The organism is Aneurinibacillus danicus (assembly GCF_007991215.1).
GTDB lineage: Bacteria > Bacillota > Bacilli > Aneurinibacillales > Aneurinibacillaceae > Aneurinibacillus > Aneurinibacillus danicus.
This window is the reverse complement of record NZ_BJXX01000103.1, coordinates 15990-30944: the sequence shown is the minus strand read 5'-3', so window position 1 is coordinate 30944 and position 14955 is coordinate 15990. Positions and strand designations below refer to the sequence as shown.

Here is a 14955-nt window from a genome sequence, read left to right as displayed (position 1 = left end):
CCCGCGTGATTAACATTTATTGTAAAGTTATAGATAAAAAAGAGTCGTCCCAGCAATAAAAAGTCACAAACCAAAAGGGGGGAAAGAAATGAAACAAAGAAAAAAGACAACCTGGCCAGGAATAGGATTAGTTCTTATTCTTTTTCTTGCGGCATGCGGGGCACAAAATGCAAAGATGGAAAGCGCCGTATCAGACGCGAATCCGATTAGGCAGGCGGATAACGCGCAGAGCGCTTCCTCGAATGAAGCAAAGCCTTTCCCCTCATCCGAAAAGACAAAAGCTGTCTCTGCCACCATGATGGTGTATAACGCCGAACTGTCTTTAAACGTAAAGGACTTTGCCACAGCACAAAAAGGGCTTACTGCCTTAGTAGAAAAAATGGATGGGTATATCGTAGAAGCACAGTCATACACTCTGGGAGAGGGCAGCAGCCTTCTGCGCGGTGATTTTCGCGCCCGTATCCCTTCCGCCCATTTCAATACCTTCTTAGAACAGGCAGAAAAACTGGGGGTTAACGTAACAAACCGTACGATACAGGGCCGGGATGTGACAGAAGAATATGTAGATTTGGAAGCAAGGCTGGCTTCTAAACAAGTAATGGAGAACCAATTACTTGGTTTTATGAAGAAAGCGCAAAAAACGGAAGATCTCCTGCAAATTGCCCGAGATTTAAACAATGTACAAACGGAAATCGAGCAACTCAAAGGAAAGATAAAGTATTTGAAAAACCAGAGCGACTTTGCGACCGTTACCATTCATATGGAAGAGAGCAAAGCTGTTCTTCCTTCCCTCTCCGACAATCCGGTGAGCACATGGGACAAAACAAAGCAGCAGTTCATGATGAGTATTAAGTTTGTGCTGGAAGGCGCTGCTACGCTCTTCGTCTTTATCGTCGGCACCTCTCCTCTTCTGCTGGTGATAGGCGCCATAGTAGCAGGGATTATTTATTTTAAAAGACGGAAAAAGAAGAACACTGAATCTTTGTAGAATTAGAACAAGCAACCGGTCTATTCTGTATTGGTTGCTTGTTTTTATTGTATTTCAAACCACAAATCTTTTTGTTCTACTTGCCTCGCTTAAGATAGATGGACGCTCCATCCTATGCTTTAATATACGTTGCAGAACCAATCCGGGCAATAATGAACCGATTCCCGGATGCCCTGTGATTTCTGATTGACACTGCCCCTTCTTGATCATCGTATTGAGCCAGATACGCAAAGTCGGGACGAGCCGCTCCTTCCTGAAGATACGCCGATACCGTTGCTCCGGGTTTACGCTTCTTGTTCAATGCAGCAATAATCTGTTCTCCTGTTTTGATGCCGATTCCGTGTGCAAAGTATCGGTTGTCTTCCAGCAATACGACGTTTTCTCCCTGCCATTCAGGCGTTTCGGGATTGTGATCGGGGTTTTTGAAATATAAGACGTCTCCTGGAAGATATTCTTCTGTTTTATACCACTTTAATCCCAAATCCTCATCATACACGCCGTCATAAAGAAGAATGGAAGAAAACAACCGATTGAACTTCTGCCTGCCAATGGAGTCGATGATGGCTTTATAATAGACAATCACGATCGCGGTTGCGCACTCAAAACCGTAGCTTCTTCCGTTTTTAAAAATATCCTCCATCGCCTCGGCCGGCTCGGCGTTTTCCCTCAGACGAAACCCTCCTTTCTCTGTAAGTATCCAGTAGCGCGGATTGCATCTGGATTCTTCAAATGTGGCAAAGTCTGCCCCGCTTTCATTCAATTTTTTGGCGGCCTCCACAATATGACTGCGCAGTTTCATTTCAAACCGTACTACGGATAAAGATGGATACCGATATGGAATCGGACTTGCCGCCATATGCTCGAGAATCCTCCGCTTAAGCCCGCTAAATGATGCTTCCAGTTCAACCATGCTGCTATCAAGCAGCGCATCTGCAATTTGAATCACAATTCGCTCTCCTTTTTTTCTATTTGACCCAGACACATCCTTTTCCGTTACAAACAATGTATTCATAACCGGATATAGGTGCGACTTCTTTCATTCTCAGTTAAAAAATGCGCATCAAAAAAGCCGCCGAAACCTTCTCGACAGCTTCAGAACGTATTTTATTTCTGCTTATGAATGGAAGAAGTTTTCCGGTCCGTTTTCCGGTCGTTTGGCAGGAATCAAAGCTTCCCATTCACAACGGATCTAAACCCACCATCCTCTCGGACAGCGGGCTTTATGCATGTACTACTCCAAAACGCCGTATTTATCTTTGAGGTGCTGCGGCGACATCTTCACAATCTGCTGTAAAACCAATGTTAAGATTGTAAGGTCATCTAAAATACCAAAGAAGGATAAGAAATCGGGAATCACATCAAAAGGAAAAACAATGTAGCCGACAAGCAGCAGGCAGGATAACAGTTTCCTGCGGGTTGAGACTTCTCTTGATCTGAAAAACGCAAAGAGGAAAGGCAAAAAGCGCTTGATATTAAAGATAAAACGAATTCTTCTTAAGAACTTCCTCACAAAAATCCCTCCTGAAAATAAAAATGACCTTTACCCACACAGGTAAAGGTCATGCGCATATATCAGCCTTTACCCGCAGGCAAAGGTCTCGCTAACAACGCCACGTTGCCAACAAAGCCGGGGACACTCATCCCGGAATGACGACTTTGCTGTACTAGCTACTCCCCTTTGAGAGATATCGTTGATTAGTATAATCATAAATGATTTGTCCCCTCTTCGTCAAGCAGCCAAGCCTGAAAAGCGCTTCGTCTATTAAGATTCACCGCGAAGTAAAAGTATTCTTTCGCTGTTTAAAGCCCGTTAAGAACGAGAGCATCGTGTGTACTGCGGTTTTGACGGTTGCTTCCCCTCTGTCTTTATACGGATCTAAGCAAACGATGTCCATAGCCTTGACTTTCGGATGCGCTCCCGCCGCATATACAGCATCGAACAGCTCATCGCTTCGCATGCCCCCCGGTGTGGAAGCGGGAACCCCGGGGCCGTAGCTGATATCGAGCACATCCATATCCACCGTTAAATAGATGGTGTCAACCTTGGTACTCAGTTGTTCCAAAGCTTCCCGTACCGTCGCTTCCACCCCTCTTTTGCGCGCCTGCTTTAAGGTAGTATAATTCAACTTTACCTTATCGGCGTATGCCTTCAGCGAACGAGCGTTAAAAAATCCGTGCGGCCCAATATTATGGACATCTTCCCCTCTAATCACACCGCTTTCAATCAAGTTGCGGATCGGCGTTCCGTTGCTTGGCCCGTTATCCGCCAAATCCCGCAAATCAAAATGGGTATCCAACTGCAGGATGCCGATCCGCTCATCACGGTGTACATCCTTCCAGCCTTTTACCAGCATGGCAGTAATCGAATGATCACCTCCCATCACGATAGGCAGCACCTGTGGATGATGGGTCTGCATGCTGGCCATTGCCTGCCGGATATGGGAATGGCAGGCTTCAATATCCGTTACATGCTGACGCACATCCCCAAGATCGACCACACGCAATTCAGACAGATCTTCATCATAATCCAGATTATACGTCGTAAAATATTTCCACGTCCGCCGCAGAGCATCCGGATTCTCGCTGGCCGCGGAAGCGGAGATGGAGGAACGGGACAGGGGCACTCCGAGAATCACCGCATCATAATGATCCCAGTCCGTCTCTCCCGCCTCATCCGGACGAAGGGTCTCGATCCATTCATGGACCTTTGGCTCTTCGCTCCCTGTGCTCCGGTCCCAGGAAAATGCCGGCGGTTTTAGCTGAGGATACGGGTAGCCGTGCTGCAAACCAATCTCCCTCCATCGACGACGACTACGCCGTCTTTAATCACCGTGTGTGCATGATTTACACCGTAGCGGTATTGAAGCTGCATATAATTCGGCACATCAAAAATAACGATATCGGCCTTTTTCCCTTTTTCCAGGCTGCCAATTTCTTTGCCGCGTTTGATTGCATGCGCCGCGTTAATGGTGGCCGCCGTCAGCACTTCCGCCGGCGTCATGCCCATTTTCAGACAGCCAAGATTCATAATAAGCGGCATAGAAACAGTCGGTGACGAGCCTGGGTTGCAGTCCGTAGATAGTGCCACGGGAACGCCCGCATCAATCATCTTGCGGCCGTTTGCGGATTCCGCCATCAGGAAGAAGGCTGTACCCGGAAGAAGAACCGCAATCACACCCGCTTCTGCCATCATTTCAATCCCTTTATCCGAAGCCCGCAGCAGATGATCAGCCGACACAGCTCCGATGGCGGCTGCCAATTCCGCTCCTTCATACGGTTCAATTTCATCCGCATGGATTTTGGGCAACAGGCCGTGCTTCAGTCCGGCTTCTAAGATTCGCTTGGCCTGTTCCGGCGTAAACACGCCCCGTTCGCAGAATACATCGTTAAATTCAGCCAGGTTCCGGCGGGCGACTTCTGGAATCATCTCCTGAATGATCATACCAACAAAGGCATCCGGATTGCTCTTATATTCGGAAGGCACAGCATGCGCTCCCATGAACGTTCGGACAATATCGACTGGATGCTGTTCATGCAGCTGTCCCGCAACTTCGAGCTGCTTGATTTCGTTCTCAATCGTAAGGCCGTATCCGCTTTTCGCTTCTGCTGTCGTGACGCCGTGAAGCAGGAATTGGTCGAGGCGCTTCCGACTTTCCTCGAAGAGAGCTTCGTGACTCGCCTCCCTTGTTGCAGACGTGGTGGCGTGAATGCCTCCGCCGCTGTTCATAATCTCCATATAGGTCGCACCCTGCAGGCGCATGTTGAATTCATTTTCACGGCTGCCCGCATACACCAGGTGTGTATGCGGGTCGACAAGCCCCGGTGTAACCAGTTTGCCTGCCGCGTCAATAATTTCCGCATCCGCAAGCCGTTCCTTATACCTTTCGGCGGCCTCTTCATCTTTTCCCACGTATTGGATGAGACCGTCTTCAAGCCAAACGCTGCCATTTTCAATAATGTGCAGTTGATTCATCTTTTCCCCGGTAAGAGGGGCGTTCGAGCTGCCGGCAAGCGTTACCAACTGACTGGCATTCCGAATAAATGTCGGTTTCTTGCTCATAATCAGCCTCCTACTTCAGCATCGGTATGTGGATGCCTTTTTCTTTTGCCGTCCGAATTGCAAGGTCATAGCCGGCATCCGCGTGGCGGACAACCCCCATGCCCGGATCCGTAGTAAGCACGCGCTCAAGTCGTTTTTCCGCTTCTTTTGTTCCGTCTGCCACGATGACCATTCCTGCGTGCAGGGAATAGCCCATACCAACGCCGCCGCCATGGTGAACGGACACCCAGCTTGCTCCGCCTATGCTGTTAATAAGCGCATTGAGAATCGGCCAGTCGGATACCGCGTCGCTTCCGTCTCTCATCGCTTCCGTTTCCCGGTTTGGCGAAGCGACCGAACCGGAGTCGAGATGATCACGCCCGATGACAATCGGTGCTTTCAGCTCACCACGTGCCACCATATCGTTGATAATCCTGCCAAACTTCGCACGTTCCCCATACCCCAGCCAGCAAATACGCGCCGGAAGTCCCTGAAATTGAATGCGTTCCTGCGCCATTTTAATCCAGTTGCAGAGGTGTGTATTGTAGTTGAACTCGCGTAAAATCACTTCGTCTGTTTTATAGATATCCTCCGAATCGCCCGAGAGCGCTACCCAGCGGAACGGTCCTTTTCCTTCACAGAACTGTGGACGAATGTACGCTGGTACAAAACCCGGGAAATCGAAGGCGTTCTCTACTCCCTCGTCTTTCGCGACCTGGCGAATGTTATTGCCATAGTCAAACGTAACGGCGCCCTGCTCCTGCATCTTCAGCATGGCGCGTACATGTTCGGCGATGCTTTCTTTGGATTGCGCTTCGTACATTTTCGGATTCTCGTTTCGAAGTGCCGCCGCTTCTTCCAGACCCATGCCCGTTGGAATGTAGCCGTTAAGCGGGTCATGCGCAGACGTCTGGTCCGTTAATATATCCGGAATAAACCCTCTCGCAAGCATTCGTTTTAGCACATCGGACGCATGGCCTAAAAGTCCGATCGAGATGCCTTTCTTCTCCCGCTTCGCTTCAAGTGCCATCGCAATGGCTTCATCCAGGTTGTCTGTCATTACATCCAAATATCTCGTATTAATTCGGCGCTGAATGCGCGTCGGATCCACTTCGATATTAATGCTAACGCCGCCATTTAAGGAAACGGCAAGCGGCTGCGCGCCTCCCATGCCGCCAAGGCCCGCCGTTACGGTGATGGTGCCGGCCAATGTACCGTTGAAATGCTGGCGTGCACATTCGGCAAACGTCTCGTACGTTCCCTGAACAATGCCCTGACTGCCGATATAAATCCAGCTGCCCGCCGTCATCTGCCCGTACATCATTAACCCCTTCTTATCAAGCTCATGGAAATGAGCCCAATTCGCCCAGGCAGGTACCAGGTTAGAATTGGCGATCAATACGCGCGGCGCGTCCGTATGGGATTTAAATACGGCGACCGGCTTTCCGGATTGAATGAGCAGCGTTTCATCATTTTCCAAGCCCTTCAGCGTTTCCACGATGGCGTCGAAACACTCCCAGTTCCGGGCGGCTTTTCCGATACCTCCGTATACCACCAGGTTCTGCGGATGTTCCGCCACGTCCTCATGCAGGTTATTCAACAGCATCCTCAGCGCCGCTTCCTGAATCCATCCCTTTGTATGAAGTGTCGAACCTGTATAATGCTCAATCTTTCTTTCTGTTTGATTGTTCATCATCTTTTCACCCGCTCGCTTTTAACGTTTACTTTCATCTACTTAAAGTGTAGAGAAGCGCAGACGGTAAAAATAGAGGCGAACTTTTCGAGTTTTTTCAATTATTTTCGAAAAAAGAAAGCGCTTTATCAGCGCTTTATGTCCAAAACTGTTATTATTTTAGATTTCTACATTTTTTTACGATTTCTAAACATGCGGGGGGTAAGTCCCGTTTTTTCTTTGAAAATCTTGCTGAAATAGTTGGCGTTGATAAATCCCGCTCTTTCAGCAACCTCCTGAACCGACAGCTTCCTATCCAGCAACAGCCGCTGCGCCTCTTTGATCCGGATGGTCGTTACAAGCTGACGAAAAGAATGCCCTTGCCTTTTCGTGAAAAGCGAGCTGAAATACGCCGGACTCCGGGCGACATAGTCGGCGACATCTTCAAGACGAAGATTCGGATTTGTGTAATTTTCTTCTATGTAGCGAAGCGCTTGTTCGATGATATCGATTCGCGCATCTTCCCGGTATTCCTTTGCCATGTCCAGCATTTCGTATAAAAACAGCAGAAACTCCTGTACGATCCGATACAAAATCGGATTATATAGAATTGTTTCAAATACCCGGTGATAGCGCTCTTCAAGTCTGCCCTGATCCAAACAATATGATTTCATAAAGCGGCGAACCTGGGCAAGAATGCTCGTCAAACGCGTCCGCAGCAGCCCCGGTTCGGGGTATGGCTCTTCTTTATTCAGAAACTCTTTATACATCCATAGCTTAAGCCGCTCCCTATCCCCATCGCCCAGCATGCCAATCCATTCCCTTTGTTCCGCAGGCGTCAAGAACGGGTCGATAATCTGCCAGTCCACTTTATCCTCAATGATAGAAACCTGCCGGTATCCTTTAAAAAAACGAATCTCAAGCGCTTGTCTGGCATACTGGTACTTCTGCTGAAGCGCAAGAGACTTGTCTTTCGTATCATACAGGACAAGGGAGAGAGGCTCCGCAAATTTCTCTTCCCATTCCTGAAGAAGCCGATTGCCTATTTTTTTCATCGTGAAAAGCGAGTGCCGCGGCTCACGGGTAAAAATAGAGACAATCATGTCGCTTAGCGGCAGCAAAACCGGCGCATGGTGAAACGGATAGTCCTGTAAAAAGCTAAGCAGCCTGGGTTGCTGCTCCGTCTTCTCAAGCTGCAGCAGAAGCAGCCAGCAATCATCGGCTGCCTGCTTCTGGGGAAGAAACAGGGAATGGTAGGAAAGAGCAGGCGGGATCGCTCCCTCTTCAATCTCTGTATCCTGTTGGGCGCTGGAAGCGGCCTTGCAGCATCGTGCCAATACACGTCGGATACTGTCCGGTGAATGAGGCTTAATCCACAAGTCGTGAGCGTGAAGCTCAATCCCCTGCATCGCTCTCTCAAATGTGGCTTCTGCCGTCATGACAATGATGGTTTGTTTATATTGTTTGATTCGCTCCTTGAAGCTGTCCCACACTTCCCTCGGAATCATGTCGAGCTCAATGCAAATGACATCCGGCATCTCTGACTCTATGATCTGAAATACTTCAGGAATGGTGCCGGCCATCACTACACGATCAAACGGAATGGCGTATGAATTCACGAGCCAGCCAATCCCGGTCCGTTCATTATGGTCCCTGTCGGCAATCAATAACTTTACCATGTCCCTATTCCTCCACTGAAAAGTTGAACATTGTCCGGACGTTTTATACATTATTATACAATAAACCCGCCGGACTACCCGTAAATGAGAAAAACTCGCGGGCGTTGCCGCTCGTCCTTTTTCCTCAAAGAAGCCAAACAGCCGCTTTTTGTCGCTACGGTCGGACCGGCAAAACATCCGGGTTGTTCAGGGATGGAGACAGTTGCCGGTCTTTCTCGCCCTCCGCGTCACACGCTCCACAAGGAAAAAGGAACGTTTGGCACACGCCTCGCGAGTTTTTTCTCGCTTACGAATGGAGGGAAAGTATATGTTGCTTTATCACTGTAAAGTAACATATACTTTCCTATACCATAACGAAAGACCGTTCTGAAATCAGAACGGTCCTCTTTTTCATATACTAGTCACGCGTTACAAATTGAATATCAAGCGTACGCAGATACGTCTGCAATCCTGCATCCTGAATGGGCAGAATATAGGCCGGAGCACCGGATTCATTGTGGTGGGAATGCCATTTGCCCGGCGGAGTAACGAAAGCCTTGCCCGGTTCCCAATCGATGCGGAGCGGGTTTACGATTTGCTTCGTGACCGGATCGACCTGGTCACCGACAAGCGTATAGCAGCCGGGCTTACAGTCAACGACAAAGTCAAGTGCCACCGATTTATGGCTGTGCGGAAGCTGTATCGCCCCTATCGGCACTACGCCGAACATCGCCCATAACGTATGGGTAATCGTAAGCGTCTGATTGAAGGCCGCATTATTGAGCAGCACGGAAATCCGGTTCTTCTTGTGTGCATCCGGCGCTGAAGCCGCAAGCTCCAGCTCCGCCCTTACCTTTTCCCCTGCAAATAAAACGGGGCGGAAGCGGGGAGTGGTAGCGGTAACACCAAGATAATCAAGCAGCGGTGTGTCGAGCACATAATAGCATGTCGTATCTTCTTCCGCGACATGCTTGCTGGACGAGCCGGCAGGCAGTGTAAGAAAATCCCCGGCTTTCCAGTGTATTTGTACTCCGTCTATTTCCGTATAGCCTCGTCCGGAGATTATATAGTAGAGTTCGCTTGTGGCATTCGGATTTGTTTCCAGCCTCTCTCCCGCTTTGATGCGTATGAAATGAGCCAGCAGTGACGGGCTGGTGGCAGGATAGTCGGTGCCCAGCGCTTCGGAAAGATCAAGAGGTACGATGCGTGTCGGTCCTGTCGTATAGAGCTCTGCGGAGAATTCGCTTGCCGGGATTGGACTGATAAAGCCGGAGCCGATCGGATCGGCTGCCTTTGTGTACTCATAGAAACGGGCATCGCCAGCCCAATTTTCCCGAACTTCCCCTACAGCCAAATTTCCGGCTTGAAATGCGGCGGTCTTATTCGTCATCATGTTCTCCTCCTTATTTTCTGTGAAAATCATGAGAAAAGAAAGAAGGGGAGAGGAAAGAAGATCCAGGGAAGAAAAAGGCGTTCGCCTTTTTCCACATTGAAATCATACCCTCGTTCTTTTCTCTTTTTTCCTTCGTACTCCAAAAGTCAGCCGCCCTTCCCTCATTTCATGTCGGGGTTGCGGCTGAAACGCCATAGTAGTTTTCTGCCTTGTAGCTCCATGGTATTATTAACCTTAACATCGTGTCTAATATATAATTCATAGCCATAATATTCGTTATACGAATAAACTGAAATAAGGTGATAGAATATGGAGCTTCGCCATTTGGAATACTTTATGGCCGTAGCTGAAGAGCTCAACTTCAGCAGAGCGGCGGCGCGGCTGAACATTACACAGCCTCCGTTGAGCCAGCAAATTCAACAGTTGGAGAGAGAGCTTGGTGTTCCTCTTTTTCACCGTGAGAAAAAACGCATTCAACTAACCGGCGCAGGAGAATTGTTTCTGGTTGAAGTACGGCGGATTCTCGCCGGCGTGTCACACGCCGTCAAGGTTGCGCAGCGCGCCCATCGCGGGGAGGTCGGTTCACTGGTCGTAGGATTCGTAGGCTCGGCTACATACGACATTCTGCCGGCCGTGATCCGCGAATATCAGCTTCGCTTCCCCGACGTGCATATCTCTCTTTACGAAATGTCCACACCGGAGCAAATCGAGGCTCTCCGCCAGAATCGCATCGATATCGGAATCCTGCGGCCCCCTGTATCGGACCCTGCCCTGCGCACCAATATTGTCCAGGCGGCACCGTGCGTACTCGCTCTGCCTAAGAATCATCCACTGTTAGAAAAGAAAGAAATCCGTCTCGTTGACACAGCTCATTTCCCGTTTGTTGCCCTATCGCGAAAAACATGGGCAGGGCTGTATGATGAATTCCTCAGCCTCTGCAACCGGATGGGCTTTCACCCTATCATCCGTCAGGAGGCGCTGGAATTTCAGACCGTCATCGGTTTAGTGGCTGCCGGCATCGGCATTGCGGTCGTACCTGTTTCGGCCATGAATCTCCATACGCAGGATGTGGTGTACCGCAATGTAAAAGATGGAATGCCGAACGCTGCTATGGGCCTATCATGGCGCAGGGATGCCGCATCGCCTCTGGTGGATAAATTTGTACACATTGCAAAGAAATTTGTAATATCCGGTACGACTCAGGCACCCGGTACAATCCATACTCCCGGCAATGAGTAAATATTTTTTTTTTTTTAAAAAAGATGGTTGATATTTAAGCGGTTTCCTATATGATTAAAGTAGTTTCTATATTTATCCAGAAAGGAGATTGCGATGAAATATTCACTGCCGCTGGCTGCGCTGCTGCTGGCGTCTTCGCTTGTTCCCGCCGTTCCGGCTTTAGCCGCCGGGACCGAAAGCGAGATCGCTCAACCTGCAGCCTCAGTCAAATCTACAGAACACCTTGCTCCGATTCCTCCTGCCGTACAAAAGTCAATGGACAAGTTATTTTCCCTGCAGCCGGAATTAAAAAGACTGCATGTTACTGGCAGCTATCCCTCAGAGGGAGACGGGCGATTTGTCGTAACCCTCAGCAATCAAAAGCCGGAAGAGGCTTGGAATCCAAAAGGGCTGTCGAACGCTCATCTGATTTTCGATAACAGCACCGGAGAACTGCTGGGATTCGATCTGCAAATCTGGGAATGGGCATCCGATAAGATGCCGTCCCGTCAGCTAACATTGGAAGCCGCAGATCGCTTTCTGACCGAATGGTTCGGAGCGGAAAACAGGCAGAAATTCGGCAAACCGGAATCCAATGGCGCCGGCTCCTCAACCACACACCACGATGACGGAACAAAAACAACATGGGCAACTCGTCATGCGGAGTTTCCCCTTGTGCTGAATGGACTTCCCGTATCCGGCGGCGGAGGGCCGCATCTGGGTGTCGACTCTTTCGGTCATGTCGTGAACTATACATATACCCCGATAGATTTAGACAACATTTCTGTACCGAAGCCGAATACCGCCAGACCCGCGGAAGAAATCAAACAAAAGGCAGTTACCGCTGACAGCATAGACGTAAGCTACATAGAAGCACAGCCGGAAAAATACACACGGCTTTCCGTTAACACAAAAACGAAACCTGTACTGCGATATGACTTCCAGAGGTATGGCTACCTTCATCCCGTGACGGGCAAACCGATCGATACGTTGAGCGGAAAAGAAATAGATAAAAACAGGCAGCCTTCCGTCTCCAAACAAGAAGTTACGCTTCAACCGAAAGGGCAGCCCATTATCGTCCGTTCTGAAGACGAGGCAAAGCAATTAATCGGACAACTACTTGGCATGGCTGACGCCCGGACAAAGCTGCGCACAGCGGAACATCGAGTTCCTGAAAATAACGAAGACAACCCGCAGCAAATGTATGAATTCGACACCGAGGATCACCAAATTTTTTCATATGTTTTGGTAGATAAGAGGACAGGACAAGTCCAGCATGCCAGTGTGCAGGTAAACCGGGAACCGCAGGAACAGGCGGCAAAAGTCACGAAAGAGGAAGCATACGCCACAGCCCTCTCTTTCCTTCAGACATATGCCAGTCCGACAGCCAAACAATTGGAGTCGATCGATTTCTCCTGGGAAGAGCCGGAACTTCCAGCCTGGGTCGATAAAAGCAAACTGCCGGAAGGAATTCTTGAAAATCAATCAAATGAATACTCTTTCTTTTTCCAGGAGATGCATCAAGGCATTCCCGTACAGGACCGTTCCTATCAAGTAACGGTGGACAAGCAAACAGGAAAAGTGGTTGGATTCTCACTTGCTGTTCCAAAAGAAAAGCTGGAGCTGCCTGATGCCAAAAACATCGTAACGAAGACGCAGGCTGTGACGATGTTTTTGAAAAACGAAGCGCTGAAGCTGCAGTACATTTGGCCGCAGTATATGAATCAGCGTGCACCGGCTCCGATTCTTGTCTACGGCTGGGACAATTCGAAAGGTTATGGATACGTGGATGCTACAACAGGCGAATATGTAAACGTACCTGTGGAATGGGACGAGGAATAAGGATTACCATCTCAGACTCTTTCCATAAGAAAAAAACCGCTCAGAGAGATTTCCTTCCTGAGCGGTTTTTTTTGACGGCGGGTTTAATAGCGAGCCGTCAGCATCTTCTTGCGCGTGTAGAATTCGACCCCGTCGCGCCCGTTGGCGTGCAAATCTCCGTAGAAGGAATTCTTGTATCCCGAGAACGGGAAAAAGGCCATCGGAGCAGGTACGCCCACGTTGACACCCAGCATCCCGGCATCCATCTCATCACGGAACTGGCGCACCGCTTTGGCACTATCAGTATAAAGGCAGGCACCGTTGGCGAATGCGGACTGATTGGCAAGCGCAATGGCTTCCTCCAAATTGCTGACGCGGACAACCGAAAGTACCGGGGCGAAAATCTCATCCTTCCAAATCGACATGTCTGTCGTCACCCGATCAAAAATGGTCGGACCGATAAAGTATCCTCCCTCGACTTGTACCTTATCATTTCGTCCGTCGCGGACCAATACCGCGCCTTCCTTTTCACCGGCTTCGATATAACGAATGGTCCGGTCTTTATGCGAATCACGGATAACGGGTCCTAAGAAGACACCTTCCTCCAGTCCGTTGCCCATTTTGATGCTGTCCGCTTCTTCTCGCAGACGGCGTACAAGTTCGTCCCCGATCTCCCCTACGGCGACGACCACCGCACACGCCATGCAGCGCTCGCCTGCTGAACCAAAAGCGGCGCTGATAATATTTTTGACTGCTACATCCATATCGGCATCCGGCATGACAATGGAATGGTTCTTGGCGCCGGCCAGCGCCTGTACGCGCTTTCCGTGTGCTGCGGCCGTCTTATACACGTATTCCGCTACAGGCTGTGAGCCAACAAACGAAACCGCCTTAATGTCCTGGTGTTCGAGAATGCCGTTCACCACATCATGCGCTCCGTGTACGATATTGAGCACACCGTCAGGAAGCCCCGCTTCCGCAAAAAGTTCCGCCAGGCGGTTTGCCAGCAGCGGCGTACGCTCGGAAGGTTTTAATACAAAGGTATTGCCGCAGGCGATCGCCAGCGGGAACATCCAGCAGGGCACCATCATCGGGAAGTTAAACGGCGTAATGCCGCCGACTACACCAAGCGGGTAACGATACATCCCGGATTCAATGCCTGAAGCAATGTCAGGGAGCTGATTTCCCATCATCAGCGTTGGGGCTCCTGCTGCAAATTCAACGCACTCAATGCCCCGTTGCACCTCACCGTATGCTTCATCGTAGCTCTTCCCGTTCTCGATGGTAATAAGGCGGGCCAGCTCTTCCCATTGATCCACGAGCAGTTGCTGGTACTTGAACAAAATGCGTGCCCGACGCGGCACCGGCGTTTTACTCCATGTCTGATACGCTTCCTTCGCCGCTTCCACCGCCCGATCTACATCCTCGCGTGTAGATACAGGAACGCGCCCGATGACTTCTCCCGTCGCCGGATTTGGCACTTCTTCATAACGTGCAGCCCTGGCCTCTACCCACCGACCGCCTATAAAATTTCTTACTATCTCTGCTTGACGTTTCATCATTGTCATCCCAACCACCTCAATTGCCTAAATTTATTTCTGCGTAATCTTCTTCCTTTTTACTATAAACCGATTATAAGACGTTTACATTAGACAGTGTGTAAAAACTTCAATTTTTCATTTTGACTTGTTGCCTACCTTTTTGTATTCTAACGGCAATAATTCAGGCTGAAAACAATAGAATTTTAGACAAAACGTATATCAAAAAAAGGCACCCTGCTCAAAGGATGCCTTTTCACCGTCTGACATTGGAGAAACGGAAGGGTACTGCCTTACCCGGAGATTGCCGCCTCTTTCACCGGAATGCCAAGAATCACCGTGCCCTCTATCAATTCAACCGGATAGGTTCTGACACAGCCTATATCCGGCTTCTGGACCAGACCGTCTTTGAGATTAATTTTCCTGTCATGCAGCGGACAAAATACGTAATTGCCGCTGACGATCCCTTCGGCCAGCGGCCCGCCTTTATGGGGACACCGATTCTCCACGGCCTGGACTTCCCCGTTTGACAACCGGAACACAGCGATTTCCCGATTCTCAATGTACACCACTCTTCCTGTTTGCACAGGCAGAGATTCAATCGGCCCAATCCTATATCGTTTCATGC

13 protein-coding genes are annotated in these 14955 nt (G+C 49.5%); 4 read left to right on the top strand and 9 right to left on the bottom strand.

Annotated features, from left to right (window positions below; all coding sequences use genetic code 11):
- Positions 1-88: 88 nt before the first annotated feature.
- The gene (locus tag ADA01nite_RS11775) at positions 89-988 is read left to right on the top strand and encodes a DUF4349 domain-containing protein (RefSeq protein ID WP_146810163.1); all 900 of its coding nucleotides are present in this window, start codon (positions 89-91) and stop codon (positions 986-988) included.
- A 112-nt stretch (positions 989-1100) separates the two neighbouring features.
- Here the strand turns inward: ADA01nite_RS11775 and ADA01nite_RS11770 are convergent, their stop codons facing one another.
- The 6 genes from ADA01nite_RS11770 to ADA01nite_RS11745 form a co-directional block, all read right to left on the bottom strand.
- The gene (locus ADA01nite_RS11770) at positions 1101-1934 is read right to left on the bottom strand and encodes a protein-glutamine gamma-glutamyltransferase (protein ID WP_246147311.1); all 834 of its coding nucleotides are present in this window, start codon (positions 1932-1934) and stop codon (positions 1101-1103) included.
- A 285-nt stretch (positions 1935-2219) separates the two neighbouring features.
- A complete protein-coding gene (locus ADA01nite_RS11765; RefSeq protein WP_146810161.1) occupies positions 2220-2498 on the bottom strand; it encodes a YkvA family protein in 279 nt (92 codons plus the stop codon).
- A gap of 259 nt (positions 2499-2757) precedes the next feature.
- Positions 2758-3774: an agmatinase family protein gene (locus ADA01nite_RS11760; protein ID WP_146810160.1), complete on the bottom strand. Its 1017-nt coding sequence runs from the start codon at positions 3772-3774 to the stop codon at positions 2758-2760.
- Entirely contained in the window at positions 3744-5048 is a 1305-nt protein-coding gene (hutI, locus tag ADA01nite_RS11755; protein ID WP_146810159.1) for an imidazolonepropionase, read from the bottom strand. Before hutI ends, ADA01nite_RS11760 begins: the two co-directional genes overlap by 31 nt.
- Positions 5049-5058: 10 nt before the next feature.
- Complete coding sequence (gene hutU / locus ADA01nite_RS11750; RefSeq protein ID WP_146810158.1) at positions 5059-6723, bottom strand: urocanate hydratase; 1665 nt, start codon at positions 6721-6723, stop codon at positions 5059-5061.
- A 164-nt stretch (positions 6724-6887) separates the two neighbouring features.
- Positions 6888-8378, bottom strand: a complete 1491-nt coding sequence (locus ADA01nite_RS11745) for a helix-turn-helix domain-containing protein (protein WP_146810157.1) — start codon at positions 8376-8378, stop codon at positions 6888-6890.
- An 84-nt stretch (positions 8379-8462) separates the two neighbouring features.
- On the opposite strand from ADA01nite_RS11745, the gene ADA01nite_RS11740 reads away from it, so the two are divergent.
- The gene (locus ADA01nite_RS11740) at positions 8463-8705 is read left to right on the top strand and encodes a hypothetical protein (protein WP_146810156.1); all 243 of its coding nucleotides are present in this window, start codon (positions 8463-8465) and stop codon (positions 8703-8705) included.
- Positions 8706-8775: 70 nt separating this feature from the next.
- Here the strand turns inward: ADA01nite_RS11740 and ADA01nite_RS11735 are convergent, their stop codons facing one another.
- Positions 8776-9750, bottom strand: a complete 975-nt coding sequence (locus ADA01nite_RS11735; protein ID WP_246147310.1) for a cupin domain-containing protein — start codon at positions 9748-9750, stop codon at positions 8776-8778.
- A 309-nt stretch (positions 9751-10059) separates the two neighbouring features.
- Here ADA01nite_RS11735 and ADA01nite_RS11730 point away from each other — a divergent pair, with 309 nt between their 5' ends.
- Complete coding sequence (locus ADA01nite_RS11730; RefSeq protein ID WP_146810155.1) at positions 10060-10989, top strand: LysR family transcriptional regulator; 930 nt, start codon at positions 10060-10062, stop codon at positions 10987-10989.
- 93 nt (positions 10990-11082) lie between these two features.
- Complete coding sequence (locus tag ADA01nite_RS11725; RefSeq protein WP_146810154.1) at positions 11083-12810, top strand: YcdB/YcdC domain-containing protein; 1728 nt, start codon at positions 11083-11085, stop codon at positions 12808-12810.
- A gap of 83 nt (positions 12811-12893) precedes the next feature.
- Here the strand turns inward: ADA01nite_RS11725 and ADA01nite_RS11720 are convergent, their stop codons facing one another.
- Together ADA01nite_RS11720 and nirD are read right to left on the bottom strand one after the other, a co-directional pair.
- Entirely contained in the window at positions 12894-14351 is a 1458-nt protein-coding gene (locus ADA01nite_RS11720; RefSeq protein WP_146810153.1) for a CoA-acylating methylmalonate-semialdehyde dehydrogenase, read from the bottom strand.
- A 269-nt stretch (positions 14352-14620) separates the two neighbouring features.
- Positions 14621-14953, bottom strand: coding sequence for a nitrite reductase small subunit NirD (nirD, locus tag ADA01nite_RS11715; RefSeq protein WP_146810152.1), 333 nt, complete (start codon positions 14951-14953; stop codon positions 14621-14623).
- Positions 14954-14955: the final 2 nt, after the last annotated feature.

Coding starts and splice junctions, on each gene's coding strand:
- ADA01nite_RS11740 (WP_146810156.1), top strand. CDS start 8,463: ATGAGAAAAACTCGCGGGCGTTGCCGCTCGTCCTTTTTCCTCAAAGAA.
- nirD (WP_146810152.1), bottom strand. CDS start 14,953: ATGAAACGATATAGGATTGGGCCGATTGAATCTCTGCCTGTGCAAACA.
- hutU (WP_146810158.1), bottom strand. CDS start 6,723: ATGATGAACAATCAAACAGAAAGAAAGATTGAGCATTATACAGGTTCG.
- ADA01nite_RS11735 (WP_246147310.1), bottom strand. CDS start 9,750: ATGATGACGAATAAGACCGCCGCATTTCAAGCCGGAAATTTGGCTGTA.
- ADA01nite_RS11720 (WP_146810153.1), bottom strand. CDS start 14,351: ATGATGAAACGTCAAGCAGAGATAGTAAGAAATTTTATAGGCGGTCGG.
- ADA01nite_RS11775 (WP_146810163.1), top strand. CDS start 89: ATGAAACAAAGAAAAAAGACAACCTGGCCAGGAATAGGATTAGTTCTT.
- ADA01nite_RS11725 (WP_146810154.1), top strand. CDS start 11,083: ATGAAATATTCACTGCCGCTGGCTGCGCTGCTGCTGGCGTCTTCGCTT.
- hutI (WP_146810159.1), bottom strand. CDS start 5,048: ATGAGCAAGAAACCGACATTTATTCGGAATGCCAGTCAGTTGGTAACG.
- ADA01nite_RS11730 (WP_146810155.1), top strand. CDS start 10,060: ATGGAGCTTCGCCATTTGGAATACTTTATGGCCGTAGCTGAAGAGCTC.
- ADA01nite_RS11745 (WP_146810157.1), bottom strand. CDS start 8,378: ATGGTAAAGTTATTGATTGCCGACAGGGACCATAATGAACGGACCGGG.